The sequence below is a fragment of the Laspinema palackyanum D2c genome (genome assembly GCF_025370875.1).
Classification (GTDB): domain Bacteria; phylum Cyanobacteriota; class Cyanobacteriia; order Cyanobacteriales; family Laspinemataceae; genus Laspinema; species Laspinema palackyanum.
This window is the reverse complement of record NZ_JAMXFD010000040.1, coordinates 1-25,411: the sequence shown is the minus strand read 5'-3', so window position 1 is coordinate 25,411 and position 25,411 is coordinate 1. Positions and strand designations below refer to the sequence as shown.

The window sequence follows — 25,411 nt, the reverse complement described above, 5'->3', positions numbered from 1 at the left end:
AACCGGAACACAAGAGCCCGGACAGTAGAGCTTTGATTGAGAAACCCATCACGAATCGTTGATTCGGAGTTATTCTGCGGCCCCATCATCCTCAGCGGATCCGTTAAATAAATCAATTCGTTCTAGTTGCCAGAGAATTTGGTTTCCTTCTCGTCGCACTCGGGAGACGATCCAGTTACGCCAAGGCCAGTTGTCGCCGCGACTGGTGACGGCGCTGGCATTGACATCCATCAGGTCGGCTAGTTCGGAACTCGTGATCAGATAGCCTTTGGTGGCGATGCGATCGGCGATTTCCAGGGTTTGCATCAGATATTGAAGTTGAGTGACCCTCACCTCACGGGGTAAGTTGTCAAGGGATTCAGTAGTGGAATGGGCAGTTGTGTCCATATAAGCCAACTCCGAGGTCAGAAGGTCAGAACTTTGGGTTTATTCTAGCGCCTTTACTAGCTTGGGTAAATCTACCCGTCCCTAGGGGGAAAGTTTTGTTATGAAATCTTGATTTAAACAGGAATTCTAATACGAGTGATAAGAGAAGCAAATATAAGGGTTCTGGCTGATGGAATGGCCTCAACTCATTCTCTGCTAAAGGGAAAATTCCTGTAGTTTTTATATCGGTTTGCTGCAATGTCGGCAATGGGGAATTTTAAAGCGGATTTTTCTTTTTGGAGGGGATAGAGGGTTGGTTTGAGATTTTGGGGGGATTTTTTCGGGTAAGGCGATCGCTTTGAGTCCGCTTAGAAAGGTTCGATAATCGTTACTACGAACTGGGAAAGAGAACGACTGAAGTCGTTACTACGAATTTCAGATAAGAGAACGCCTGAAGGCGTTACTACGAACGGGGAAAGAGAACGAGTTTGGGAGCCTGTGAGAGGGAAGTTTGTGGGCTGTAGATGAATTGGGAAAGGTGAGGGATCCGGATAGTTTCTGAAAACACCGATGAAATTGCCCCCTTGAACACTCATAATAATCTCGGTGCTTTGAGGATAATTCTTGCCGTATGCCGAGAACCCCAGATTATATAGGCGTTTCCCTCCTGATCGAGGGTGGACACAAGGAACAGGTGCGTTTTTCCACGATCCAAGAGTTCCAGAAATGGTATCAAGGGGTATTGGTCCCCAACTCCGACGGAAAAGAGTTTATCAACGTGCCCATCAAAACTGCTCAAGGAGAGTATATGGTCGTGCGACCCGCTACGATTTTAGGCATTCGGGTGGAACCCGTGTTTCTGTCGAGTGTCGATCGCAGCTTTGCCGAAGAATAAAGACCCGGGAATTCAGCCTGAGCCTCTTCCCACGCCCCCTTAGTTTCACTGAGGGGGCGATCGCTGTGGGTTAGAACGGACCAAGACTTAGATGATCCATCCCCTCCAACCCGGGGTCCATTGAGCCCGGCTCCTAATCCCTTGCCAGAAACCCCAGCAGATGTGATATCCTGGTGGTCAATATCTGACTCAAAATCCCATCTCAGGGTTTTTCCTTGTCAAAAATCCCATCCCATCTGCCGGTTTGAAGGTTGCCCTCAACTCGACTCAAATCAATTCCCCTCTTTTAGAACCGGCTTTGAGGATAGAAGGTTGCCCCCTGGGTGCCTAAACACAGAATTGAGCCAAACATTGTCCCTTGAATAGCCGGATATCGCTGTTTATGCGGTGCGATCGCCCCTTTGAAAGCGGCCCCCTTCCAGGACAACCCATATCATCCTCATTTGACGATCGGGCCAAATCACCGAAAGCTCGTTCGCTCTTATCACACAAGCCTATGGAAATGCCTTTTGATATTACCCTGCTGATTGTCTTAACAGTCATTGCAGGGATTGGAGCTCAAGTTCTGGCGGACTACCTAAAAATTCCAGGTATCGTCTTTTTGCTGCTGTTTGGCATTCTTTTGGGTCCTGATGGTTTCGGCTTACTGCATCCGAACCTCCTCGGAGATGGACTCGAAGTCATTGTTAGCCTTTCCGTCGCCTTAATCTTGTTTGAGGGGGGTCTGAACCTCGAACTCAAAGAACTGGATAAAGTCTCCGGTAGTCTGCGGAACCTCGTCACCATTGGCACCCTGATTACCCTGATTGGGGGAGGCATTGCCGCTCATGCGTTCAGTGAATTTCCCTGGTCCATCTCATTTTTATATGCCGCCTTAGTTGTCGTCACCGGACCCACGGTCATCGGACCCTTACTCAAACAGGTCCAAGTTGAGCGTTCCGTCGCCGCATTGCTCGAAGGCGAAGGGGTACTCATCGATCCAGTTGGGGCAATTCTGGCCGTCTTAGTCCTAGATGTGATTTTAAATGGCGATGCTGACCCACTCCGGTTGATTGCTGGGTTGTCCCTTCGTCTGGGGATTGGCAGTGCGATCGGGGCCTTGGGCGGTTGGACTCTGGGCTATTTCCTCAAACGTGCTCAGTTTCTCTCCGAGGACCTGAAAAATCTAGTCGTTTTAGCCGGACTCTGGGGCTTATTTGGCCTCGCTCAAGAGATCCGAGGGGAGTCTGGGCTGATGGCAACCGTAGTCGCAGGCATTGTCCTGCGCGCCTCTGCCGTGCCCGATGAAAGACTGCTGCGCCGGTTTAAAGGTCAGTTGACGATTTTAGCCGTTTCTGTTTTATTCATCCTCTTAGCAGCAGATTTATCCCTGGCTAGTGTGGTCGCTCTAGGTTGGGGGAGTGTCGTTACCGTTGCTGTTTTGATGTTAGTCGTGCGTCCGATTAATGTCTGGCTTTGTACGATTAATAGTGGGCTTAACTGGCGTCAGAAATTGTTCGTGAGCTGGATTGCACCCAAAGGCATTGTTTCTGCTTCGATCGCCTCTTTGTTTGCAATTTTACTGACCGATCGCGGGATTAACGGGGGAGATTCCATCAAAGCCCTCGTCTTCCTAACCATTATTTTGACCGTGGTTTTGCAAGGTCTCACCGCCCGTTCCGTCGCCAAACTCCTGGGTTTGATGTCCACTAAAGCTACGGGTGCCGTGATTGTCGGTTCTAATCCCTTAAGTCGCTTAATTGCCCGACTCTTTAAAGAACGAGGTGAAACCGTGGTGATTCTGGATACCAATCCAGAAGCCTGTCAAGAAGCAGAACGGGAAGATTTGCCCGTCTTTTTAAGCTCGGCCCTCGATACCGAAGTGTTAGAAGAAGCTGGACTGGCTTCGATGGGGACCTTCCTAGCCATGACCAGCAATGGGGAGGTGAATCGAGTCTTGGCACAACGCACCGCAGAGGAGTTTTCTCCACCTCGGGTGTTAGCCTTGTTTCCCATTGACCCGCAAGGGAATAAGGCGGGAAGTAAGACTAATAAAATTCAACACGCTTTTATCCCCGAACTTCAACTGAAAACTTGGAACGATTATCTGAGCGATTCTCAGGTCAAATTGGGGGAAACAGTGCTTAAAGAGCCTAGCTGTGCCTTTCAACAGGCTCATTTGCAAGCCTTAATTCGCTCTGGAGATTTAATCCCTTTGTTAATTGAACGAGAAAAACAGCTTTTGGTGGTCTCAGCAACCGATACTTGGCAACCGGGAGATGTGATTATTTATCTGCTCTATGATCCGAAACCCAAGCTTTTGAAGCGACTGTCTGGGTCGAGTCAGTCTCGTCTGACTTTGGAAAAGTTGCCCACGGTGGAGGAAGTGCCGATTTCGTCCCTGGCGTTGGAGGAGACCCTGGAAAAGGTTTCGGCCGAGTAAATCAGGGTTCGCCTGGGGTCTGGATGGTGAATCCTGTTTTATTCTAAATAGGAGACCCAATGGGGTAAGATTTCTGGGGACCCGTACCAGTTCGAGGGCGATCGCGGAGAATGCATCACCCCATCTAAAACAATATTTTCCGCCCCCACCAGATGCGCCGCTTCTATCGGGGTAATCCCATCTCCCCAAGTTTCCCCGATGCCACAGGTGATCCGATAGCTATTATGGGCTAACCATTGTCCCCGCTTGCGGGCACCATAAATCGCCTTTCCCGCCAAGCAGACATAACGGACGTTGGGGTAAAATGCCCCAGGATAAGCGGTGTTAACAAAATCTAAATTTTTGAGGGTCCAGCGTTCCTGACTGATATGGGGACTGCCCAGGGTAATTAAGGTACTGACGAAGGGATTTGCATACCATAACTGAGCCGATTCGTCAACATCCCCATGAATGATATAGGGTTTTTCTCCCAGGTAAATCCGGGCAATCCATCCCCCAGCAGAATGAGCGACTAAGTTAACTTTCTCAGCGTTAAAGTCCTGTAAAGCTTGCTGGACGGTGGCATGGAGTTGGCTGAGAATCGGGGCGATCGAGCGTCCGCCAATGGTGGGGACCCAATCTCGCTTACGCAGGGGGACTAAGCGGGCGGGAAATCCCTGTTCGTTGAGTAAGCGTTCAAACTCCCGATATTCATAAGCATCGGCGAAAAAACCCGGTAAAATGACGGTCGGTAAGGGCATGGTGGATGGGGGATGGCACGAGACTGAAGGAGATTTAACGATTAGATTGTACCGGCAAATCGGGATAGCGGGAAAATCAACGGGCAGAATAAAGCCATAGCAGAAAGAACAGGAGGGATAATGCCCTTTAATTTCTGGATAAGTTGCACCACCGAGTTTCCCTCCAGAATCACACTGCAACTTTTAAATCGAAATCGGGATCTGTAGGGATCAAGTGCTCACCTCTTCTGGCAATTTCTATTGTCTTGCCGCAGACGAAAGTCAGTCATCAGTGTTATCATATCCGGGTTGATGGGGGCATCGAATGTCTGAATTAACGCGGCAGGCGGTGTGAAACTGCTGCATCACAATCGCAGTCTGCCCGTCTAGACCTAAGCTTACCTGCCATGTCTTATTCTTTGCCGAAAAACTCCCTGATTGACCTCTTATCTCAGCCAACCGTCGTGGCAGTTTTGGCCTCTGTGGGCATCCACGGACTGGTTGGTATAAGCTGGGACCGCTTGCCCTTTAGCGGCAAAAATGAACCTAATCCCTGGACGACGGTGGATTTGGTCAACCTGACTCCGGAAGAAATCAGCCGCCTCCCCGATTTTTCATCGCCACAAGCTACGGGGTCCGGCAGTCTGAACTCCTCTTCGGAACCCTTAGCCGCGTTGCCAGAATTAGGACCTCTGCCCCCTTCCCCCGGCAAATTAGGGCTTGAACCCCTGACTCTGCCGCCCGGTAACCCGTTATATGATCTGCCGTTAGATCTTCCTCCTGCACCTTCGTTGAGAGATCTGAAAACCCCCCTGCCCTCCTTGCAGGATTATCAATCCCCCAACGGGTTTAGTGAGAGGTTAACGAATCCTCAGCCTTCGGGGTCGTCGAATAGTATGGCGATCGAGCAGTTACTGGCATTAGAAAGATTAGAACGCGCCCAAATCGAGCGAGAAATTGAGCAACGAGAACGGCAACAAAGACTGATAGCTGAACAAAATCGTCAGATCCCGCCACCGCCACCGCAGGAATTCAGATTGCAAGATGTTCCGCCCCCTCCCCAGGGGAGTTTCCCCGCTTCTGAGAATCAGCAAAGACCTTTCAGTGGTATGAACGAAGAGACGGATGCCTCGGAATTCGCAGACATTCCTATCCCAGAAAATGTCCCAGGGCCAGAGGCGATCGCCCGTTCAGACAATGCCAATCCCTCACCCCCGCCCGGATTTAGCCCATCGGCTACATTACCCGGTGATGTAAATCCGGGGATGGGACCGGCGGCCACTGGCCCTCAATCGCAGCAGATTGGACGTGCGGTTGATTTGCAGACTGAACCGAGAAACAGTGCACAAGATGGAATTGAGGAGGGCGCTCAAGCCGTGGTTCCTTCCAATGTTCCCACACCGAGCGATCGCCCCCAGGAGGGTGCGACGGTTCCTGATAAAGTTGGGACGGATCCCGAGAGCGTTCGCGAACTGTGGGCCAAAATCACAGGAGAAGATAACCGGGAGAATCCTACGGGGTTGGTGAACGATCGCCAAAATGCCATGTTGGAAGGGTTCGAGGCTTATGCTAAGTGGGTGGAGAACTTAGAATCCCAATACGGCGAAGTCAGGACCAACAAAGCGATCGCCGTAGCGAACCAATATCCCTTCGAAGCTTGCCCCCAAAAGTTAGAAGGGCGTGCTCTGTTTGGGGTGTTGGTCAATCCTGACGGACAAATTATTGATGGACCCCGGCGCTTACTGGGAAGTGGACAGGACATTCTCGATAGCTTTGCTCGAAAATTTGTCCAAGACATGAGGTTTGCTCCCGTGAGTGAACCGACAGTACACCAGTATGCCTTTGAGTTTCAGTATGCTCCTCAACTCTGTACCAATGGACCGTCCCCAGGGACGACCCCCACACCTCCGGTACAAACTCCGCAACCAGAGTTGAATAATCCCCAACCCTCGGAAGAAAATTCCACTCCCCAGTTGGATGTAAGACCCTCGGGAGAAAATTCCACTCCCCAGTTGGATGTAAGACCCTCGGGAGAAAATCCCACTCCGCAGTTGGATGTAAGACCCACAGAGGGCAATCCCACCTTGCGGATCGAACAGCCCCCGGCAAGTAGACCCCAACAACTGCGGAACCCATCACCGGAAGGGGAACCCTCAAAGCCGGTGAATGTAGCACCCCAAGCTAAACCGGCCCCAGCGCCAGTACCAGGTCCAACCCCAGAGGAACCGGCTGCCCCTGTGGAAGCTGTGGAACCAGAACCTGTGCAAGAAGAGTCGGTTCCGGAACAGGTTCAGCCGCAAGATGAGCCCATCCAACCTGTAGAAACGCCAGAAATGGAGGAAGAGGAGGGATTGACTCCGGACGGATTGGAGAGTACCCCGACGGAAGACTCCCAGGAGTTGCCCACTCCGGAGGCATCGGAGGCAGAAGGCGGGGAACCTGTAGATGGGGATAACTTGGAGTCAGAACCGGAGTCAGAACCGGAGGAAGATGCCGCACAGATGGAGGGGGAATCTGAGGAGGCGATCGCCGATGAGGAAGAAAGCGATCCTGAAATTTAACCCCAATTCCCTATTAGCCCGCGCAGGCGTCTACTGAGCTCTGAGCCCCGTCGAAGGGTCGAAGTACGGGCTTTCTTTGTATAGCCTCACCCTTGAGGACTCTGTTGGTTATCAGGAAGACCTAACCCCCCAACCCCCTTCCCTCGTAGGGAAGGGGGAGCCGGAAAGCCCCTCCCAGCAATAAAAAAAAGTTCCCTTATTCTGATACATTTACGCGACATTTATCCGGGTATTTCCGGACAATGCAGCGATGGCACTATTACCGTTGAAGGTGATAGAGGCGGTATCCCGCAAGGCTTTTAGGAAAATCCCAAAAGCGCCGTTCCAGTCCCGTGGGAGAGTCAAGCCACACTCAGGACATCGGAACACTTTGGAGCCACCTAGCTGTTGTTGAACATGACCGCAATGAGTACAGGTTTTGCTAGTGTATTCTTCGGTCACATCTACAACCGTGGTTCCAGTTATTTCAGATTGATGTTTTAGCGTTAGCTTGAATCGATAATGCGCCCAAGTTAACATTGCTCTGGCTGTCTTAGACCTGATTTTCCGTACTGCCTTGGCAACCATTTGGTTCGTCTCGAAGGTGGGCAAGAAAATCAGGCTGTAATTGCGGGTCAGGTAATGAGCAGTTTGTTTGTGCGATTCATCAATTAAGTTACGGATTTTGACTCTCATCCGATGGGCTGCTTTCCTCATCCTTCGTCGTCTTTTTGGGTTGGGTTCTTTGACAATTCTGCTCATCAAATCGTCCAGGTATTGACATAGCCGAGTAATGCGCCCAATATCCCCAGAGCCAAACTCCAAGAATTTATTGCCATCAAACCCAGTCATAAAAGTCCTAACACCTGGGTCTAAGGCGACCACTCCAGTGGATTCAGTTGGGGTTATGGCGACGGGTTCAGGGAAAACAGCAAACCATCTTCCTTTGACAAAGACTAATTGAGTTCCTTGTTCACAGTTCTCGGGAAATGGTTCTGAAGCTGCGAAAGAGAGTCCTTTCGTTAGCCTTGGATACCAAGTTTCTGCTGAAAAGTTGGTGTTGTTAAACTTAATCGCCTCAGACCTATCTCGACAACTTCTGAACCTGGCATCCTTGCTGGCGGTTATAGCTAAATGTGCATCAAAGATAGCATTTTGCCGGATATGACAGGGTGTTTCCTTGACCCACTCGGGTAAGTCACTTTGCATTATCCGATTGCGTAACTTTAGCTTACTTAATCGTTCACCACTTTTACTCAATGCAATTGCTTGATTGTAGCAGTACCGACAAGCTGCCCGCCATTTACGCCACACTTTATTTAGCTCGGGGCTTGGGTAAATCTGGATCTTCTTTGACCTGAGTTTTGTATTTACGCAATCCGTAGAGTCGGGAACTGAAGCAGTGGAGGATGGCGAGGATGTCCTCAACCATTTCTCGTTCTGGACTAAGACTTGTCTCGTTGAGAACCACGAGTTCACACCTGTTTTGTTCACAGAGCCATCGAAACAAGTCAAATCCGAATCTTGCCAATCGGTCTTTGTGGGCAACGACAACCATGCGGACATCACCTGACAAGACTTGTCCCAATAGGGCAAGCATTTTCTTTCGCTTGAAGTTGAGTCCGCCTCCGATTTCCGAGACGACTTCTGCTTGGGGGTAGAGATTGGACAGTGCGGCAACCTGTCGGTTGAGGTCTGGCTGTTGTGCGCGACTGCTGACCCGGGCGTAAACGACGACTTTGCGATTTTCGCTTCCTGATTTGGCAGTATAGGACTCGATGTTATACCGCCTTTGTCCGGCAGGGGTTCTGATGGTTTCGATTGAGCCATCTTCATCCCACCTGCGGAGTGTTCGTTCGTGGACCCCAAGGATTTTGGCGGCTTCCTTGGGCTTGACATATCTGGCAATAGGTTTTTCCTCAACGCTTGTCAGTTATTATACCGCATTGCCCTAAGATGTCTAGCTAATTTGAGATTAAATCTATCTCCCTCTTTTCTATAGAGAGGGCCTTAAGGGAACTCCAAAAAATAAAACCCGCAAAAAGTTCGTAGTAACCCCTTCAGGGGTTTCTTTAAAGATGACGGGCGTGAAGGAGTCACTACGAACGTTTATATGATTTATTTGTTGGAAATCCCTAAAAGAGGTGGGGAGGGGTTTGGGGAGAGGTCTCTTTCTTGATTCGCCAACAGAGTCCTTCAGGGTGCAAGGCTTTTTTATTGAACGCTAGTTTCTTCCCCTAAGCGGGTAAACCGAATTTCAATCCGTCTTCTGCTTTCATCGGGGTTCGGATTAACATTCCCAAAATTTCCCGTGGGAGAGACTAATTGCGCCGCAGAATAAGGGCGAAATTGTAATCCTTGCAGCTTCCCTTCGGTGCCTTGAATGGTTTGTAAAATTTGCACCACGGCTAAAGCTCTCATTAATCCTAAATCAGCATTTGAACCGGGAACTAACTGATTAACTGGGGTTGTACCGGCAGCAACTTGGGGTAAGGAACGGTCTAAATTACTCGAACTGGCATTATTGGGTTGTCCATCGGTATGTCCAATAATTTCTATGACATTGATATTATAAGCGGCGGCATTGGCTTCAATTTGAGGGACTAATTGATTGCGAACATAAGTTTCTAAGGCATCGGGAAGTTGAGCACTTCCCGAAGAAAATTGATAAGCCCCGGTATCACGAATCACGATAATGGGAGGGGCTTTCGGCGTTGCCATTTCCTGTTGCAATTGTCCCTGTAAGGTTTGGGTTTGCGCGGCTAAGGCGCGATTTTGGGCGACTAAGGGGGCAACTTGGGATTCGGCTAAGGTGGCGCGGTTTTGGGCGCTGGTGAGGTCAATTTGGGTCCGGAGAAGCTGTTGGCGGAGGGCTTCTTCGGTTTCGCGCATACTGGAAATGGAGACTAAGGGTTTGATAATTGCCAGCAGCAGCAGGAAACTGAGAATCATAAACGCATTGGACATTAAGTCCGTAAATGCGGGCCAAATATCAAATTCCGGTGGCATTTCATGCCGCCTTGACCTGGATTTCATGAGGCAATTTCTCCGTTAATTAGGGTGAATTTGTGCCGGGTTAAAGTGGGGATTTGGGGGATGTTTTCTGAGGATTAAGGCTTATTTTTCGGGATTTTCTTCTTCCTCCCAGTTGACCAGTTTTGGGTTAAAGGGGTCGTTGGAATTGTTGGCGGGAGGAGGACTCAGCCGGGTGGGTGCCATTCCTGATTGTTCTTCGGATTCTAAATGCTTGACAACTTGCGTGAGTTGTGATTGTACGGCAGTGAGGTCGTTGCCGAGTTTGGAGATGCGGGTGGCAACGGGGTCGGAGGCGGGATTGATGTTATGACGATCGCCGAGGGATGTGACGAGGCGATCGCCTAAAGTTTGCATTCCCTCTCTCATTTCTTCGGTAAACAGTTTCAGGGATTCGACTAATTTATAAAGTTCGGTATGAACATCCACAAAGCGATCGGTTCTTGTTGCTAATCGCTTTTGTAAGGTATCTAGGGTTTTGATAACGGAATGGAAGATTTGAGCGCTTTGCTGCATTTCTCCGACGACTTCGGATAATGCAGTTTGGTTATTTTGGGTTAAGTTCAGAACTTGACCGGAATTCTTGCTTAATCCGGCGATTTCTTCTGAGAGATGAATGGTTTCTTGGCTGGTGGTTTGCAAAGAGGCGATCGCCAGTTGCAATGCCTGGGTGGATTGATTTAACACCGAGGCGGAACGCGCTAAATCCCTTTGAGTATTGGCTAAATTATCCGTGGAACTGGCTAGTTTATTGGCAAATTGGCTCTTTTCAAAGATTTGTGCCGACTCCCGAAACATGGTTGCACCGGACATCATGGAACTGGAGGATTCCATCAGGCGATTGTAAACTTGAGTGGCGAGATGATTCGCTTGGCGGTTGCCTTCGGTAATTTGCTCTACGCTTTCTCCTAAAGAGGAAGAAACCGCTTCTTTGACGGAGACAGAGAACTGACTGACAAAAGTACCGAAGAGGGTTTCGAGGCGATCGACGGCTTTATCTAAAGGCGATCGGCGATTTAAAGCAGGGCCATAAATATTATCAATATAATCTTCTAACGCGCTGATGAGTTGATATTTGGCAATACTGGTATTTCTGAGTAAATTGACCACCGTCAACAAAGCACTACAAGCAACAGCAGTTAAACTACTAATAAACGCCACCCCCATCCCTTGCAGGGGTCGTTGCACTTGTTGAACCAACGCATCAATACTCCCCACCCCAAAATCATTAATGGTTTGGCTGAGTTCGGCTAGGTTCATGGTAATTCCTAGGAATGTTCCCAGCAAACCCAAGGAGAGTAAAAGATTGGGTAAAAATCGACAAAAATAATCGATTTGTTCATTTTTGAGGAGATGTCTACTATAAACTTGGTCGATTAACGCCCCGGTGTTTATATGTTCTAAAGCGGGACTAGACTCCTTACATCTAACTTCGATTTCTTCAACAATTCTCGGCTTTTTAGTGGGATTAGGGTCATAAATTAAACCCCGAACCCGAGAGGCTAAATAAATTAAATGTTGATAAACTCCCCACCGGAGAAATATCGTAAAAAATGTCAGGACAATCAGACTTAGAACAAACCCGAGTAAGTAGGGAGGCAGCAGGACAGAATTGAATTGCTCTATGAGACCCAATACCAAGGGTCCTTTAATGGGAGAGAGGAATTGACTCATGACGGATTAATACTAGGTTGATAATTGCAACGCCTGTGGTAGATTGACTTTACAGGCTGGGCGTGATTTGCTCGAAAGAGATAAAAATCGTCGCGTTTCTGGCGCTTGATTCGTCATAGTTTCGATCTATCCTAGCTCAAACCCGGATCAGGGGGTATGCCATCCGTTGGTTAGAATCTCCGGTGAGGGATGAGAGGAGGGGGACAAGAAACCAGGTTTCACCGCCCAGATTTGCTCCAGATTGGCAGAAATTTTGCACAGAAACCCGGTTTCTCATCTCTGCTGTACGGGCATTCTAGTCTAAATCTCGACGACCCTCCAAGGCACGCGCTAAGGTGACTTCATCGGCATATTCCAAATCTCCTCCCATTGGCAATCCAAAGGCAATGCGCGTGACTCGCGTAAAAGGTTTTAGTAATTGTCCCACATAAAGGGTCGTGGTTTCTCCCTCTACACTGGGACTAATGGCGATAATCACTTCTTTGATTTGTTGTTGACTCACGCGCCGGACTAATGCATGAATATTCAGTTGTTCGGGTCCAATGCCATCCATAGGCGAAATCACCCCACCGAGAACATGATATTTGCCTCTAAATTCCCGAGTTTTTTCTAAGGCAATTAAGTCGCGAGAGTCGGAAACCACGCAAATCACATCGCGATCGCGATTGGGTGCACGACAGATTTCGCAAATGGGTTCTGCACTCAAGTGAAAGCACTCTTTACAAAATCCGACTTGTTGTTTGGCATCGATTAACGCTTTCGCTAATGCCTGAATTTCCTCATCGGGTCGCTTCAATAAATGGAGGGCCAGTCTTTGGGCGGATTTAGGGCCAATTCCCGGCAAACGTTGCAGTTGCTCGATTAAACGAGCTAAAGGACGAGTATAAACGGTCAGTCTCCTGTGGACTCCAAAAGATACTCTTCCATTTTACCGATTTTTGTTCCCCAATGAACAGGAATTTACGGTAAACAAGGAGCTTCCTGAAACCCTGTATTTCCCTTGGCAGCAACATGGCAGGAATAGGTCAAAGACGCTGAGTTATTTCCCTGATTATTCTCTACGGTATTTCTCTTTCCTCCCCCTGTCCCTCTGGCTAAAATTCCGCCATTGACAATATTATTCGCAATGGTGACATCTTCCATCACACCGGGAGCATTATTGGTGTCAGCATTTACATAAATTAGCTCAATATTACCCAGCTCCGCAGTGACTCTGTTTCCGACAATTTTCACCTGTTTAATTGAAGGAATTTTGTACAAACCAATATAAGTATTCCCCTGATTATTGCGGAGAATCGCACCATTGACTTCGGTTCCCCCACAACATTCCTGAATCAAAATTCCCTCCCCATCTACACTCATATATTGGGTATCTCGGATGCGATGGCGATATACTTCATACTGATTTCCCTCTACCAAAACATTGGACCCAGACCAATCAATTGCCCGATTTTCTAAAGTGACTGCACCTCGGGGTTCTTTTAACCCCGTCGGGTCAGTCCACCATTGTTTTCCGCGTTCGTCGCGGACTTGATTATCTTGGATGACTAACCCATCTCCCGAGGCAGAAATGGCGACCCGCATGGTGTGATAAACCCAGTTATCTCGGACGGTAATTCCCGGGCGAAATAGTCCCGGTTCTGTATTGGGATTGGCATTTTTTTGGAATCCCTCGGATTTGGACCGATTCACGACAATTCCATAGTGATTGCCATAGTGGAAGGGTACTTTATTTCCTTCTCGATAGGTGATAATTTGTTCCTCTTTAATGGGTTTAACTTGATAATTAGGTTGGTTGTAGTTGTCGGTAATATTATCATTAACCCGATTATTAGCAATTAAAATATTAGCCTTGGCATTGACTGTAATATTAGCAGCAAATCGATAACTGTAACGCAACCAAGGACTTTGAAAAGAAGTATCAGGAACTCGCGGGTCGGGTTCAGCAACATTGTTGCTGCGAATGCCAAAAATGACAATGTTTTGATTATTCCCGGTATCCAAATCTCCCCGCAAGGAAATGGCGGCGCGATTGATATCCAGATGAACTAATCCAATATTACTATCCCTATCTCCGGCAGTGGTGGTGATGATTTTAAATGCGGAGTCGTTGGGAGTACCATCCCCTGAAAATTGAGGTTCATATTTGGGAAATTGCAGTTTTGATGGAGGATTAAATTCGGCATTTTTGGCATCGGCGACTGAGGGAGTTTCACCTCGGATAACCACTCCATTTTTTAGGCTAATGCTATCCTCAAATGAGTAGGTTCCTGCCGGAAAATAAACCACGCCTCCCTCATTTGCGGCAGCAGCATCTCGCGCTGCATTAAACCGCGCTACCATCGTTCCTCCCTCAAAATCTTGGATATTATAGACGCAGTTCCATTTAATTTGATTGGTCCAAGTATAGGAGGAATTAGAATATTGTTCAGCAATAGGATTATCCGTCGGTCCTCCCTGGGGACTCCCACAATTTGCGGCAAGTATTCCAACAGTGGTTGAGGTTGCCGATGGAGGTGTTGCAGTGACAGATTCCGGTGAGTTTACGGAATTAACTGCGACGGTATTAGGCAAGGTGGGGGGAGAATTTTCGAGGGAATTGTTGAGATTTTTGCTATAATTAGAGATGCCATAACCCCCGAGAATCAGACTCAAGGCGCAACCCGCAAGGCAGACGAATTGCCAGAATTTTTTCCACCGAGGACCGAGGTGATGTTTGGGTTGATTCATGATATCCTCTGATTAAGATTGCGTGAATTAGCAGAGATGCCTCCGACGGGATGGCATTGCAGATATTTAAAGGAGTGCGTTCGCGGAGCGTGTGCGTTAGCTTATTGCTGTTAATTTTTAAAATAACATATTTGCCAATTTTGACCAGCGATCGCCACTGCTGCTATATAGTCGGGATGGGGGTGCAGTTCCCCGATAAACCAATTGGATGCTAACTCGGAATTTCCCTGAATTTCCACTAATTTGGCAGGCATTCCCGGGATTAGAGACACCTCCACTTCATTCAATCCTGCTAATCCATCCCCAGTTGCCTTTAGGTATGCTTCTTTGCGAGTCCAAGCATTCAAAAAAGCTGCTTGTTTTTGTGCCAGTGGTAAAGCAGCGATCGCCTCTGCTTCTGCTGGCGTAAAAAACCGTTTCGCCAACTGTTCCGCATCGGATAAGTCACGAATTTGCTCTAAATCAATTCCTACAGGTTCCGAGGCGATCGCATAGAGCGCCAATCCCCCAGAATGCGACAGATTAAAATGCAGATTTTGCTCAACATTTGCCAACATCGGTTTCCCCTTGGCACTGTACTGAAATTCTATCTTGTCCGGTACAACCTGTAAATACTTCCCCAACAGCGATCGCAACATCCCTCGTCCTACAATAAACCGACTGCGATCGTGTTCAAAATAAAAGCGATCGGCCCTTTTTTGCTCCTCCTGGGACAACAGGGCTCGAAATTGGCGGATTTCTGTGGAATTGCGATCGAGTTCCACCCGCCAAACATGAACCTGTTGCGGAGAGAGTCTGATGGTTTTAGGTGGGAGTTTCCATTCTATATTCATCCGATGTTCGTAGTAACGACTTCAGTCGTTCTCTTGTCTTCGTTCGTAGTAACGACCTCAGTCGTTCTCTTGTCTTCGTTCGTAATAACGACTTCAGTCGTTCTCTTGTCTTCGTTCGTAATAACGACTTCAGTCGTTTTCCTCCTTCAAAAAATCTCGCTCGTATTTCACATAGCGAGCGAGAAGTCTACTACTCTTGCTCTATAATGGTCAAGAAATCGAAATCGCCTTGGTGGTTAATTCCGGAACCTCTGAACTCTTTTCATCAGGAATATGTTCCATCAAAATCTCCATCTTATTCAAAGCAATATTCCCGAAAATCGTCGCAAAGGCAACATCGGAAGCATCCCGTCCCGTTCCAATTCTGACAATGCCATTTTGAGGCGCTAACCGAGTCGCATCAAACAGATACCAACGTCCTCCCAAATATGCCTCAAAACAAGCATGGAAATCAGGTGGAGTTAACCCATAAGCATATCCTGCCACACATCGTGCTGGAATATTCAAGGCACGACAATAGGCGATCGCCAAATGAGCAAAATCCCGACAAACCCCAATCCGTTCCGTTGCCGTATCAAATGCCGAAGTATGGGGATTGCTCGTCCCATACTCATAAATCACCTTTTCATAAATCCAATTACAAATCGCCGTCACCCGAGAATATCCGGTTGTCAAGTCTCCAAATTCAGAAAGCGCTAAATAATGGAGGCGATCGGACTCGCAATACCGACTGGGATAAAGATAGTGGAACGTCTCCACAGGTAAATCTGCTGGCGGCACTTCAGCAATGGTATTGGCATCCGCATAAAAGTGGGTCATCTCCACGGTTGCCTGATAGAAAATATTCAAATTTGTACCCCCAGGGACATTCACGCGGAAATAGCGGTTTTCTACGAAGGGGGTCACATATTCATCGATGCGAATATCCGGGTCGATGATTAATTGTTCTGTGAGTATTTTCTGACAATGGGTTTCAACAACGCGGATATTAAACACAAAGGTACTCAGGGACTCAACATTATAATTGAGCGTACACCCTAGTTTGAATTTCATGGCTTTTAAAGCGGGGATGGGGTAGAGTTGAATTTAATTTTAGCATAATTGGGAGGGAGTAGCGACAACCCGCCGCCAATCGTTTAAACGTTGGCTGCCTAATAGCTTGCATTCGGTTAAAACCGACGGGAAAGATTATTTTAACCTTTTTTTAGGGATAGTAGGGGGATAAGGCTTTATACAAAATTGCGGCCAACTGGTAACAAAGTTAGTGAGTTTCTGTAATGCTTTATTTATAGAAAAACGGCAGCAAAAAAGGTGTTTTTATCAATATCAGGCTGATTTTAGCTACGGTTTGAGCTAGTTAACAACCCTTTACAATAGTTTTTTCTTCTGACACTCTTGCAGCAAATCTAAGGTTAAGTCCCCAGGGAAAAAATTTTGTTCGCACCAGACCCCATAAGATAAGGTAGAGTTTTTTAACAGTTCTGAGGTCATCAACTGTCAAAAATACTGGAAACTTAATGGAAGACTTTTTATTTTGATAAACCTGGTCTGTTTAGGGATTTTATTTAATTTATCTGTAGCCAATCAACTCTTAATATTTTAGGAAATTGCGGGTATTTTTTCCGATAGTTTAGTTAAATTCATCACGATTTTTTACTTTGGGCGGACTTGCTGAGTCGATGACCGTTGGAGGGGAATAAATCCCGCGCCGGGTGTTGCTATTAAAAATTTCGGGCAAAAAACAACACCCAATCGGTCCTAGCTTAGTGACTTCCTCTGTTCCTTTGAGCTTCTGTGGAGGTGCCGTGAAACCGTAGTTTCAATCGCATTGCTCCCTACTGCATCAGTTGAGGAAATATCAGCCCGGGGATTGGGTGATGTTCTTCGGTTTGTTGTGGTACGAGACAGATGTGAAATTGAACAGCTTTAACCTCTTTAGGTGTGAACGTGGACTTGGCTGTTTGAATCTGCCAGGGAAGCGTTTTCCGCTTCAATTACTACTTTAGCGGGTTTTTATGGAGATGCAAGCAAATGTAAGAAAGGTTTACATCAATGTAAGTATTGACTCTGAACAAGATTAAGTTAAGTAAACTTCTGGCCCAAACTGCCCCGGGAAACCGCCATATTCTGTGGGGTTTAGTCCGAGGGGCATCATTTCTGGTGGTCCGGGCTGGCCCCAGGGTGAAGCAATTCGCAAATTAAGCGGTTTTCGGAAACAGCAGTCTGTTACCTTGATTAAGTTATTGTTATAGGCCGCACGCGCACCTGAATGTCAGTTGCAGCGCAACCCTGGGATTCGGGGCGAGTTTAAGGTAAAAGTGGGTAAGAATTATGGCGCTGATAGTCCAAAAATACGGTGGGTCCTCCGTAGGGTCCGTTGAACGCATTAACGCCGTTGCCGAACGGGTGATCAAAACCGTGCAGGGCGGCAATTCCGTGGTGGTGGTCGTTTCGGCGATGGGGAAAACCACTGACGGACTGGTAAAATTAGCCAATGAAATCTCATCGAATCCCTCTCGCCGGGAAATGGATATGTTGCTGTCTACCGGAGAGCAAATTTCCATCGCCCTGTTGAGTATGGCGTTGCAAGAATTAGGGCAACCGGCAATTTCCCTCACGGGTGCACAGGTGGGCATTGTCACGGAAGCGGCACATACCCGCGCCCGGATTTTGCGAATTGAGACGCAACGAATTGAGCAACAGATCACCGAGGGTAAAGTGGTCGTGGTTGCCGGATTCCAAGGGATTGCGAGTACGAAAGACTTGGAAATTACCACCCTGGGACGGGGGGGTTCGGATACCTCGGCGGTGGCCCTGGCGGCTGCTTTACGGGCCGATCGCTGCGAAATCTATACCGATGTCCCCGGCATTTTAACCGCTGACCCCCGGTTAGTTCCTGATGCCCAACTGATGACGGAAATTACCTGCGATGAAATGCTGGAATTAGCCAGTCTGGGGGCAAAAGTCTTGCATCCTCGGGCGGTGGAAATTGCCCGCAACTATGGCGTTCCCTTGGTGGTTCTCTCCAGTTGGACTGATGATCCCGGGACTCTGGTGAGTTCGCCAACACCAATGGCGCGACCCCTGGAAGGGTTGGAATTGGTGCATCCCGTGGATGGGGTGGAATTTGATACGAATCAGGCAAAAGTTGCCCTGTTGCGGGTTCCCGATCGCCCTGGTGTGGCGGCGCAGTTGTTTGGGGAAATCGGACGGCAACAAGTGGATGTGGATTTGATTATCCAGTCCATTCACGAATTAAATACCAATGATATTGCCTTCACCGTGAGTCAGGAATCGGTGAATCAGGCAGAGGCAGTGGCAGCGGCGATCGCCCCCACCCTCCGCAACCGCCTGGATTCAGCCCCAGAAGAGGCAGAAGTCATGGTCGATCGCCAGATTGCCAAGGTGAGCATTTCTGGCGCGGGAATGATTGGACGTCCTGGTGTGGCGGCGAAAATGTTTGCTACCCTGGCTGAGGCGGGAGTGAATATGCAGATGATTTCCACCTCAGAAGTGAAAGTGAGTTGCGTGGTGGATGCGGACCAATGCGATCGGGCGATCGATGCCTTGTGTCAAGCGTTTGAAGTCAGTTCCTCTCCCCTGCAATCCGGTGGTTCCAGTGCAGGTAAGGCGATCGCCCCCAATACTCCCCCAGTACGCGGAGTTGCCCTGGATTTGAATCAAGCGCGGGTGGCAATTCGCCATATCCCCGATCGCCCCGGCATGGCAGCAAAATTCTTCGGTGTCCTCGCCCAGGAAAATATTAGCGTAGATACGATTATCCAATCCCAACGCTGTCATATTATCAACGGTATTCCCACCCGAGATATTGCCTTTACCGTGGCCCGGAATGATGCTAAAGATGCCCGCAGAGTGTTAGTTCCCTTAGCCGCAGAATTGGGATGTGGGGAAATTATTGTAGACGAGGAAATTGCCAAAGTTAGCATTGTTGGTTCCGGCATGGTCAATCACCCCGGCATTGCTGCTGAGATGTTTAATGCCCTAGCAAGGGAACGGATCAATATCCAAATGATTGCCACCTCTGAAATTAAAGTCAGTTGCGTGGTTGAGCGTGAATCCGGTGTGAAAGCCTTGCAAGTGATTCATGCCATTTTCAATCTGGCTGGAACTCAAAAAATTGAAGTTCCTGCGTGATGAAACAGCTATGAGGGTGGATAAAATTCCACCCTCATTCCGGTTATTAGGGGTTATTTTCTTCCGGCTTTTCTTCCGTCACTTCTTGGGTCTGAAAATACAGGGCGGTTAAATCATCCAAATTCAAATCAAAAGCCGGTTTGGGATTGCGGAAATAGGGATGAATCACCAGAACCTTGGGGGGCCGTCGGTCATTGGGTGCAGCGACAATTTGTTTAATGACCTTCAGATACTCTTTGGCGGTACTTTCCCAGGTGTAGTCCTCCAAAACCAACTTTTGAGAGCGCGATCGCATCTGTTCCCACAACTCGGGATCCCCTACCAGCCGTTCTAATCCTCGGGCAATATCTGCTGGATCGCAAGGATCGACGAGTACCGCACATTCTTCCGGGGCTTGTTTGAGCACTTCACTCAACCCGCTATTTTCAGTCACCACCAAGGGTAATCCTGCTGCTGCGGCTTCCAACGGGGCGAGTCCAAAGGGTTCAAACAATGAAGTTAAGGTGAATACTGAACCCCGTTTTGCTAAAAACCGATAACAAGCCGCCAAAGCCGGTTGATCCGGCAAGGAAAACGCGCTGATTTTCCCCCATAACTTACTCTTTTTAACCACTTTCCGAATCGGCGCTAAGACCCGTTCCGTTTCGTCATCGCCGCATTCTTCCTGGAGGGGATTATCCAGTCCGCCCGTAATCATCACCAGATTTGCCGTGTTTTGCAGCGTCTCACTCTGAGCAAAGGCTTCCACGAGTCCTTGAAGGTTTTTCTTCGGTGCGAGGCGGCTAGAGGCCAAAATAATTGGATATCCGAGACGGTCCTCATCAATATCCCGGGCCAATCGCTCATCAATCAGGTCCTGAATCTCTTTTTCGTTCTCGCAGGAGACATTAGGACTAAACATACTGGCATCGACCCCGGGTGCAATCACCACAAACCGGGTATCGTCGTTCACATCCACCGCATCCTGATAAACCCGATGAGCATATTGCTCAAAGCGTTCCGTTTGCGTACTGGTAATATTGACCGCTGACCGATTCATGCTTAAGCGTTCCGCCACCAAACGCCGAGTAAAATGAAAATGCCTGTCCATGCTTTCCATATTTTGCGGCGTCATTTCCAGTTTGTCGATTTTTTGAGCGCCGAGGGAATGACCCGTAAAGGTGAACGGGATACCCGTGGCGGCTTCAATCAACACCCCGGCGAGACCTCCATCCCCGTAATGAGCGGTAAATACATCGGGGAATGCGCCCTCTTGTCGATAGAATTGGAGAATGTTGGGCACCCATTCTTTGACCAGATGCGGCCAGAGGAGTTCTTTCCTGATAAATCCTTTTGGGCCCGCGCGAAAGCGGATAATTCGGACATTTTCCACCCCAGGATAGGAATCGAACGGTTCGGCAAACTCGGGCCAGTCGGAGTCAATAATCTGGCGAGTGATAATATCAACTTTGTGACCTTGATGGGCGATCGCGATCGCCACCTGTTTCACATAAACTAACTGGCCCCCGAAATCCGGATGTTCAGTCAGATGACTATCTTTTGGATCGAAGTTACCCTGGGGATTGAGAAATGCAATACGCATAAGCAGATTTTTTACCAAACGACTGCCTCAAGTGTATAGGGTTGAGGGAGATTCGCCACATTCTCAATAGTAGCTTGCAGCCTGAAGCATTAGCTGGTCAGTCTTTGACCGAAAATGAAAGATAATTTGGATCATGGCGATCGCGCTTATTTCGATAATCTAGAAGATAAAAGTCGCTCTCATTAATTATGAATTCACTCCCATCCACGATTCGTGCCATTGATGACGAACTCTCTAAACGTGAGCTTGCTCTAGACCCCGGCGGTTATTTCATCATCTACCTTGATCGCGAGGCAGAATTGATTTGTGCCAAACATTATACCAATGTGATTGATGAGCGCGGGTTAGCTGTTGACCCGGAAACCGGGAAACCAATACCGGCAAGAGGAAAGGTCGAACGCACCCACGAAACGTTATTCTCTGGAAGAACCGCGAAAGAATTGTGCGTGAAAATTTTTGAGGAAACGGACCCTTGTGCAGTGACGATGCTGGATCACGCCGCCTATCTCGGACGAGAATTTATGCGTGCTCAGATGGCCCTGGTGACTGGGGAGGAGTATGTTCAGGACTAAGGGCCAGGGACAAGCAACCGGGGTTCTACCCTTGATGGGTTCTAACGTCAGTCGAAGAGTTTGAGATAAAACCCGGGTTCTAACCCCTAAGGTTGGGGATGAGTGCATTCTGGGTCAATGCGCTCATCCCCAAGGCGAATCCAGAGTCAAAATCGATGCGGTACGTTACTGTAAAAAGCCTCCTTGATAGAAATAATAGGTTGCCATTGGGATCACCGTTGCCAGGACTAACAGGACAATCACCACCATCGTGGCATTGCCGGTATCGGTTTCTTCTGCGGTGGCAAAGGTGCGTTCGATGTCCAAACTGGTATCAACAATCGGAGGACCGGGGTCTGGTTGACCCGAAAGAACCGCAATCATGCGATCGCTGGCGTCGGTTAAAGCTTGATTGTATTTATCCCCCTCTCGTAAGGGGACTTGGAGAGTTTCTTGGGCCACACTTTCAGCAATTTCAGCACTTAAGAGAGATTTAATGTCATCTCCAGTCCGGATGGCGGAATTATTGGTGAGGGTATCGACCACCAGTAAGGTTTGATGGGCCCCTTCTTCTGGGGTGGGAAACCATTTTTCAAAAAGTTTTTCGGTAAAACTATCAATGGTTTCGCCATAGTCTAGGCGGCGAATGGTGACGAGACGAACTTCGTTGCCGGTGTCTTTTTGGAGTGCGCTAAGGGCTTTGTTGAGATTGCCTTCGGTGAGGCGACTGAGGACTTCGGCATCATCAAGGGTCCAGGTGCGATCGCCAGCATGGAGAATCGGCATTTGATAAACCCCGGTTGCCGCAGCGGGTGCCACTGCCACTAGGGTTGCTAAGGCGATCGCCACGATGGATAACAGGAGTCCGGTGAATCCGGCTTTCCAGGAGGTGATTCGGTGAAGGATCTGTTTCATAAAATGAGTCTTACAAACTTATTGTTTAACTTTACCCCATTGACCCGGACCGATTAAACCCGATGACTCCCTCGGCGACTTGCTCAAAAAGCCCAACTCTGCGATTTGTTGCTGCCTCTGACCCGGTAAGATGGTTGAGTTCAAAAAGTAGTGAAAAGAAGGATACTCTCTATGGAAGCATTGCCAGAACAGGTGCAACGATTGCGCGATCGCGTAGCGGTGGTGACGGGTGCTTCGCGGGGAATTGGTCGGGCGACTGCAGTCGCCCTCGCCGCCGAAGGAGCTAAAATTGCCGTTAACTATTCCAGTAATAGTACCGCCGCCGATCAACTGGTGGAGGAAATCACCGCCGCTGGTGGCGAGGCAACTGCCATCCAAGCCGATATTAGCAACGTTGATTCCGTCGATGCCTTGATCAAAACCGTGACGGATCAATGGGGACGCATCGATATTTTAGTCAATAATGCTGGAATTACTCGCGACACTCTCCTGTTAAGAATGAAACTGGAAGATTGGCAAGCCGTCATTGACACCAATCTCACCGGAGTTTTTCTCTGTACTCGCGCCGTCAGCAAACTCATGCTCAAACAAAAATCCGGTCGGATTATTAATATTGCTTCCGTTGCCGGTCAAATGGGTAATCCCGGCCAAGCAAACTACAGTGCAGCAAAAGCGGGGGTAATTGGCTTTACCAAAACTGTTGCTAAAGAACTTGCATCTCGGGGGATTACAGTCAATGCAGTTGCCCCCGGATTCATATCCACGGATATGACCAAAGACCTCAAAGGTGGGGAAGAAATCCTCAAATTTATCCCCCTCGGTCGTTATGGGGAACCTGAAGAAGTGGCCGGTTTAGTTCGCTTCCTCGCGGCGGACCCGGCTGCGGCTTATATCACCGGGCAAACGATTAATGTGGATGGGGGAATGGTAATGGCTTAATCAGCCATCACTCCGGGGAAACCGGCCTGCAAAAATGCCTCCATTCTTAAAGTTAAAGCCGGTTTAAATAGCCTTTCCCTTCCTCAAAAAATTAGCCTTTGCCAACTTTTTCGGCAAAGGCTCAGGGGTGGTTAGAACAGTAGGGATTCTCTCGTCTTACTGAGTCTAATTCAAGGTTTCAAGAAGCGATGGATTGGGGATAAGAACGAGAGTCGGATACCTGAACCTGCAAGCGATCGCAAGCAATTCGTTCCGGCCTCCCAGGGATGCCATTTTGACAAGTGGTAATTTCTAATTGGGCCTCGGGAGCAGCGGTAAACATCAACCGTTGTTGAGGAAAAAGAACCCGTTCTAATTCAAAGTCTTTTGAATTAATTAGTTTTATAATTTGAAGATAAGGAGTTGAATTGCTATGAAAACATAAAAGATGTGGAAAAGCAGGGTCGTTTTTAACTTGTTCTTCCAGGGTTGAATTTAATAGCATTTTAATGGCAATCAATGTTAAGTGGGTTGGGGTTTGACGTTTGCCCTCTTTTTCTACCTTTAATATGAATAGAAATTGGCAAATTCATATCCTAATTTATACCACTCATAAAAGACTTTTATATCTATCTTAAGTTAGATTATGGGATCGGAGAGGGACTTAGGTATATACCCGGATAGAGAGGGCCATGTTAAGGCTTGAGGTGATGATAAATACAGCCCCGTCCGGACTAGCTGATTCCCGGCATCCGTACAAGTATCAATTTATTGACTGCCCGCCTACGGATTGAGTTCTATCGGTTCAATTTGCGGAAGTCTTGCCAGTACAGGAAGTGAACCATGAAACCGGCCCCTTGGACTCTCATTTTAATTTTAGGACTAGGTATTTTCGCTTTATCTACTGGGGCGATTTTAATCCGATTAGCATTCCAGGCCGCCGGGGTGCAAGGGGTAGGATTTAGCCTGATTTTAGCGGCCTCTCGGTTGAGTTTAGCGGCCCTATTGTTGCTACCTGCCTGGAGAAACATCAAACCGCAACCTCTACAATCTGGGGCGATTATTTATGCTGGGGTTGCCGGGGGATTTCTCGCCCTTCATTTTGCCACTTGGATTACGTCCTTATCCTATACCTCGATTGCCGCCTCTACGGCGATCGTCACCACAAATCCCGTATGGATTGCCCTGTTTTCCTTCCTGTTTGGAGAAAAGCCAAATTCCAAGACTTTAGTGGGGATGACCCTAGCATTAATCGGGGGATTAGCAATCGGGTTGAGTGGGACTGAATCGAGTGCGATCGCCAGTCATCCGCTACTGGGGAATAGTTTAGCTTTGATTGGGTCCTGGGCAATTAGCGGGTATTTATTGTTAGGAAAAGAGGCACAACGGCGGGGGATGGGAATTGGCAGTTATGCGGCGATCGCCTATAGTAGTGCGGCCCTGATTTTGTTGCCATTACCGCTGTTATGGGGAACCCGTTATTTGGGGTATCCCCCATCGGTGTATGGGTATGTTCTCTTGATGGCGATCGGACCCCAACTGATTGGACATACGAGTTTTAACTGGGGGTTGCGTTGGATTTCCCCAACGTTGGTTACCTTAGTTATCCTATTTGAACCTGTAGGGGCTAGTATTTTAGGCTATTTTATTTTTGGAGAACTGCCTGGAATGGGGGTAATCGGTGGTGCAGTCGTCTTGCTGATTGGCGTGGCGATCGCCGCCCTTGCCACTCGACCCATTCCCTCCGAATCCTAACCCTTGGAGTCGGAAAAAATCCCCTCAAATTTCCCCTAAATCATCACAATATCCGCCGGAGTAATCATCGAAGCATCCAGATTACTCAAAACCACCAGAAGTTCACCCCCAACCGAAATATTAGTCACCCCAGTTCCTTGAGTAATGCTCAATTGCTCTCTAGTTAATCCCGCTGCCAATCCAATGCGGTCAATTCCGAGTTCAAAATCTATCACTAAATTAACCCCATCCCCTTCGCGCAAGACCAAGATATCCTCTCCTGTCCCGCCAATTAAGGTATCATTTCCCAAATCTCCCCAGAGGACATCATTGCCATTGCCTCC

Annotated in this window: 20 protein-coding genes and 1 pseudogene; 7 read left to right on the top strand and 14 right to left on the bottom strand. The window is 48.3% G+C overall.

What is annotated here, in order from left to right:
- Positions 1 to 69: 69 nt before the first annotated feature.
- Complete coding sequence (locus tag NG795_RS26485) at positions 70 to 387, bottom strand: hypothetical protein (RefSeq protein WP_367291601.1); 318 nt, start codon at positions 385 to 387, stop codon at positions 70 to 72.
- A 610-nt stretch (positions 388 to 997) separates the two neighbouring features.
- On the opposite strand from NG795_RS26485, the gene NG795_RS26480 reads away from it, so the two are divergent.
- The gene (locus NG795_RS26480) at positions 998 to 1,261 is read left to right on the top strand and encodes a hypothetical protein (RefSeq protein ID WP_261200239.1); all 264 of its coding nucleotides are present in this window, start codon (positions 998 to 1,000) and stop codon (positions 1,259 to 1,261) included.
- Between the two features lie 496 nt (positions 1,262 to 1,757).
- Complete coding sequence (locus NG795_RS26475) at positions 1,758 to 3,683, top strand: cation:proton antiporter (protein WP_367291600.1); 1,926 nt, start codon at positions 1,758 to 1,760, stop codon at positions 3,681 to 3,683.
- Between the two features lie 38 nt (positions 3,684 to 3,721).
- On the opposite strand, the gene NG795_RS26470 is transcribed toward NG795_RS26475, so the two are convergent.
- Positions 3,722 to 4,423, bottom strand: a complete 702-nt coding sequence (locus NG795_RS26470) for an esterase/lipase family protein (protein WP_367291599.1) — start codon at positions 4,421 to 4,423, stop codon at positions 3,722 to 3,724.
- 386 nt (positions 4,424 to 4,809) lie between these two features.
- Here NG795_RS26470 and NG795_RS26465 point away from each other — a divergent pair, with 386 nt between their 5' ends.
- The gene (locus tag NG795_RS26465; protein ID WP_367291598.1) at positions 4,810 to 6,963 is read left to right on the top strand and encodes an energy transducer TonB; all 2,154 of its coding nucleotides are present in this window, start codon (positions 4,810 to 4,812) and stop codon (positions 6,961 to 6,963) included.
- Between the two features lie 210 nt (positions 6,964 to 7,173).
- Here NG795_RS26465 and NG795_RS26460 read toward each other — a convergent pair whose 3' ends face one another.
- The 8 genes from NG795_RS26460 to NG795_RS26425 form a co-directional block, all read right to left on the bottom strand.
- Positions 7,174 to 8,256 carry an RNA-guided endonuclease InsQ/TnpB family protein gene (locus NG795_RS26460; protein WP_367291597.1) on the bottom strand — a complete coding sequence of 361 codons (1,083 nt, stop codon included), beginning with the start codon at positions 8,254 to 8,256 and terminating at the stop codon, positions 7,174 to 7,176.
- A gap of 1 nt (position 8,257) precedes the next feature.
- Positions 8,258 to 8,851: an IS607 family transposase gene (locus tag NG795_RS26455; protein WP_367291614.1), complete on the bottom strand. Its 594-nt coding sequence runs from the start codon at positions 8,849 to 8,851 to the stop codon at positions 8,258 to 8,260.
- Between the two features lie 305 nt (positions 8,852 to 9,156).
- Positions 9,157 to 9,978 carry a hypothetical protein gene (locus NG795_RS26450; protein ID WP_367291596.1) on the bottom strand — a complete coding sequence of 274 codons (822 nt, stop codon included), beginning with the start codon at positions 9,976 to 9,978 and terminating at the stop codon, positions 9,157 to 9,159.
- 81 nt (positions 9,979 to 10,059) lie between these two features.
- The gene (locus NG795_RS26445; RefSeq protein ID WP_367291595.1) at positions 10,060 to 11,649 is read right to left on the bottom strand and encodes a hypothetical protein; all 1,590 of its coding nucleotides are present in this window, start codon (positions 11,647 to 11,649) and stop codon (positions 10,060 to 10,062) included.
- Between the two features lie 295 nt (positions 11,650 to 11,944).
- Complete coding sequence (recR, locus tag NG795_RS26440) at positions 11,945 to 12,544, bottom strand: recombination mediator RecR (protein WP_367291613.1); 600 nt, start codon at positions 12,542 to 12,544, stop codon at positions 11,945 to 11,947.
- A 65-nt stretch (positions 12,545 to 12,609) separates the two neighbouring features.
- A complete protein-coding gene (locus NG795_RS26435; RefSeq protein WP_367291594.1) occupies positions 12,610 to 14,379 on the bottom strand; it encodes a glycosyl hydrolase family 28-related protein in 1,770 nt (589 codons plus the stop codon).
- Between the two features lie 110 nt (positions 14,380 to 14,489).
- Positions 14,490 to 15,212 (bottom strand): 4'-phosphopantetheinyl transferase family protein, encoded by a 723-nt coding sequence (locus NG795_RS26430; RefSeq protein WP_367291593.1) that lies wholly within the window; start codon positions 15,210 to 15,212, stop codon positions 14,490 to 14,492.
- A 210-nt stretch (positions 15,213 to 15,422) separates the two neighbouring features.
- Positions 15,423 to 16,265: a transglutaminase-like domain-containing protein gene (locus NG795_RS26425; protein ID WP_367291592.1), complete on the bottom strand. Its 843-nt coding sequence runs from the start codon at positions 16,263 to 16,265 to the stop codon at positions 15,423 to 15,425.
- A 1,278-nt stretch (positions 16,266 to 17,543) separates the two neighbouring features.
- Between NG795_RS26425 and NG795_RS26420 the strand changes: the two genes are divergently transcribed.
- Positions 17,544 to 19,367, top strand: a complete 1,824-nt coding sequence (locus tag NG795_RS26420) for an aspartate kinase (protein WP_367291591.1) — start codon at positions 17,544 to 17,546, stop codon at positions 19,365 to 19,367.
- 46 nt (positions 19,368 to 19,413) lie between these two features.
- Here the strand turns inward: NG795_RS26420 and NG795_RS26415 are convergent, their stop codons facing one another.
- Complete coding sequence (locus tag NG795_RS26415) at positions 19,414 to 20,949, bottom strand: glycosyltransferase (protein ID WP_367291590.1); 1,536 nt, start codon at positions 20,947 to 20,949, stop codon at positions 19,414 to 19,416.
- A 188-nt stretch (positions 20,950 to 21,137) separates the two neighbouring features.
- On the opposite strand from NG795_RS26415, the gene NG795_RS26410 reads away from it, so the two are divergent.
- Positions 21,138 to 21,521: a DUF4346 domain-containing protein gene (locus NG795_RS26410; RefSeq protein ID WP_367291589.1), complete on the top strand. Its 384-nt coding sequence runs from the start codon at positions 21,138 to 21,140 to the stop codon at positions 21,519 to 21,521.
- 165 nt (positions 21,522 to 21,686) lie between these two features.
- On the opposite strand, the gene psb32 is transcribed toward NG795_RS26410, so the two are convergent.
- Complete coding sequence (gene psb32, locus NG795_RS26405) at positions 21,687 to 22,415, bottom strand: photosystem II repair protein Psb32 (protein WP_367291588.1); 729 nt, start codon at positions 22,413 to 22,415, stop codon at positions 21,687 to 21,689.
- Between the two features lie 171 nt (positions 22,416 to 22,586).
- Between psb32 and fabG the strand changes: the two genes are divergently transcribed.
- Entirely contained in the window at positions 22,587 to 23,354 is a 768-nt protein-coding gene (fabG, locus tag NG795_RS26400) for a 3-oxoacyl-[acyl-carrier-protein] reductase (protein ID WP_367291587.1), read from the top strand.
- A 178-nt stretch (positions 23,355 to 23,532) separates the two neighbouring features.
- Here fabG and NG795_RS26395 read toward each other — a convergent pair whose 3' ends face one another.
- Entirely contained in the window at positions 23,533 to 23,838 is a 306-nt protein-coding gene (locus NG795_RS26395) for a DUF1830 domain-containing protein (protein ID WP_367291586.1), read from the bottom strand.
- A 338-nt stretch (positions 23,839 to 24,176) separates the two neighbouring features.
- Here NG795_RS26395 and NG795_RS26390 point away from each other — a divergent pair, with 338 nt between their 5' ends.
- Positions 24,177 to 25,088, top strand: a complete 912-nt coding sequence (locus NG795_RS26390; protein ID WP_367291585.1) for a DMT family transporter — start codon at positions 24,177 to 24,179, stop codon at positions 25,086 to 25,088.
- 35 nt (positions 25,089 to 25,123) lie between these two features.
- On the opposite strand, the pseudogene NG795_RS26385 reads toward NG795_RS26390, so the two are convergent.
- Positions 25,124 to 25,411, bottom strand: a pseudogene (locus tag NG795_RS26385) (calcium-binding protein); the annotation flags it as partial.

Bases quoted from the DNA above. Each gene is read 5' to 3' on its own strand.
- NG795_RS26485 (WP_367291601.1), bottom strand. From the start codon at position 387: ATGGACACAACTGCCCATTCCACTACTGAATCCCTTGACAACTTACCC.
- NG795_RS26415 (WP_367291590.1), bottom strand. From the start codon at position 20,949: ATGCGTATTGCATTTCTCAATCCCCAGGGTAACTTCGATCCAAAAGAT.
- fabG (WP_367291587.1), top strand. From the start codon at position 22,587: ATGGAAGCATTGCCAGAACAGGTGCAACGATTGCGCGATCGCGTAGCG.
- NG795_RS26470 (WP_367291599.1), bottom strand. From the start codon at position 4,423: ATGCCCTTACCGACCGTCATTTTACCGGGTTTTTTCGCCGATGCTTAT.
- NG795_RS26445 (WP_367291595.1), bottom strand. From the start codon at position 11,649: ATGAGTCAATTCCTCTCTCCCATTAAAGGACCCTTGGTATTGGGTCTC.
- NG795_RS26410 (WP_367291589.1), top strand. From the start codon at position 21,138: ATGAATTCACTCCCATCCACGATTCGTGCCATTGATGACGAACTCTCT.
- NG795_RS26435 (WP_367291594.1), bottom strand. From the start codon at position 14,379: ATGAATCAACCCAAACATCACCTCGGTCCTCGGTGGAAAAAATTCTGG.
- NG795_RS26425 (WP_367291592.1), bottom strand. From the start codon at position 16,265: ATGAAATTCAAACTAGGGTGTACGCTCAATTATAATGTTGAGTCCCTG.
- NG795_RS26430 (WP_367291593.1), bottom strand. From the start codon at position 15,212: ATGAATATAGAATGGAAACTCCCACCTAAAACCATCAGACTCTCTCCG.
- psb32 (WP_367291588.1), bottom strand. From the start codon at position 22,415: ATGAAACAGATCCTTCACCGAATCACCTCCTGGAAAGCCGGATTCACC.
- NG795_RS26450 (WP_367291596.1), bottom strand. From the start codon at position 9,978: ATGAAATCCAGGTCAAGGCGGCATGAAATGCCACCGGAATTTGATATT.
- NG795_RS26390 (WP_367291585.1), top strand. From the start codon at position 24,177: ATGAAACCGGCCCCTTGGACTCTCATTTTAATTTTAGGACTAGGTATT.
- NG795_RS26465 (WP_367291598.1), top strand. From the start codon at position 4,810: ATGTCTTATTCTTTGCCGAAAAACTCCCTGATTGACCTCTTATCTCAG.
- NG795_RS26395 (WP_367291586.1), bottom strand. From the start codon at position 23,838: ATGCTATTAAATTCAACCCTGGAAGAACAAGTTAAAAACGACCCTGCT.
- NG795_RS26475 (WP_367291600.1), top strand. From the start codon at position 1,758: ATGGAAATGCCTTTTGATATTACCCTGCTGATTGTCTTAACAGTCATT.
- NG795_RS26420 (WP_367291591.1), top strand. From the start codon at position 17,544: ATGGCGCTGATAGTCCAAAAATACGGTGGGTCCTCCGTAGGGTCCGTT.
- NG795_RS26480 (WP_261200239.1), top strand. From the start codon at position 998: ATGCCGAGAACCCCAGATTATATAGGCGTTTCCCTCCTGATCGAGGGT.